1 protein-coding gene is annotated in these 1,066 nt (G+C 43.2%); it reads left to right on the plus strand.

What is annotated here, in order from left to right:
* Window positions 1–60: 60 nt before the first annotated feature.
* A partial coding sequence (locus tag KIV40_RS21500) for an IS630 family transposase (RefSeq protein WP_285351216.1) occupies window positions 61–1,066 on the plus strand: 1,006 nt, incomplete at its 3' end.

Consider the following 1,066-nt stretch of genomic DNA (forward strand, 5'->3'; position numbering starts at 1 on the left):
TATACCCGTGATCATTGAAGATGCTTGATTTCTCATTAATTCAGGATCATGCTACGCACCATGAAAATTGTACTGACTCCTGAACAAAAGCAGCAACTCGAACAGATGCACGACACTGAGCGTGATAGTCGTGTGTGCGACCGTATAAAAGCCGTTTTACTGGCTTCCGAGGGTTGGAGTCAGGTCATGATATCTCAAGCTCTTCGTATTCATGAATCGACCGTTGCCCGTCATCTTAGTGATTATGTTCTCTCTGAAAAACTTAAACCTGAGAATGGTGGTAGCCAGAGCCGACTTTCTGAAATTCAAACGATGCAGCTCATCGAGCATTTGACTGAGAAAACCTACTTTCATACGCGTCAAATCGTTGCTTACATCGAGACGGAATTCGGCGTGAGCTACACCGTTGCAGGCATGAACAAGTGGTTACATCACCACGGTTTTTCATACAAAAAGCCCAAAGGTGTTCCGCACAAGCTAAAACCTGAAGAGCAACAAGCGTTTATCGAGTATTACAATGAGGTACTTAAGTCCAATAATGCACCTGTGCTTTTCATGGATGCCGTTCATCCGACTCAATCAACAAAGCTCAGTTATGGCTGGATCCGAAAAGGACAGGATAAGCTTATTGAAACGACAGGTAGCCGTACTCGAGTGAATTTAATCGGAGCTCTGTCACTGAAAGACATTAGCGCAACGATTACAGATACTTATGAAACGATAGATAGCGAGAGCATTGTTCGCTTCTTTTGGAAACTCAAGAAAGAGCATTATCCACTAGAGCAAACCGTGCATATTGTGCTTGATGGTGCAGCCTACCATCGGTCAGAAATGGTGAGAAATGCGGCAAAAGTGCTCAATGTAGAGCTTCATTACTTACCACCATACAGCCCAAACTTAAATCCAATAGAGCGGCTTTGGAAAGTAATGAATGAGCATGTGAGGAACAATGTCTATTTTCCCTCCAAAGCAGCATTCACCTCTGCTATCAAAACGTTTTTTGATGTGACGCTACCAGAAGTTGCAGGCTCACTTGTATCCAGAATTACGGATAATTTTCAGATAT

It is taken from the genome of Vibrio sp. D173a (assembly GCF_030248475.1).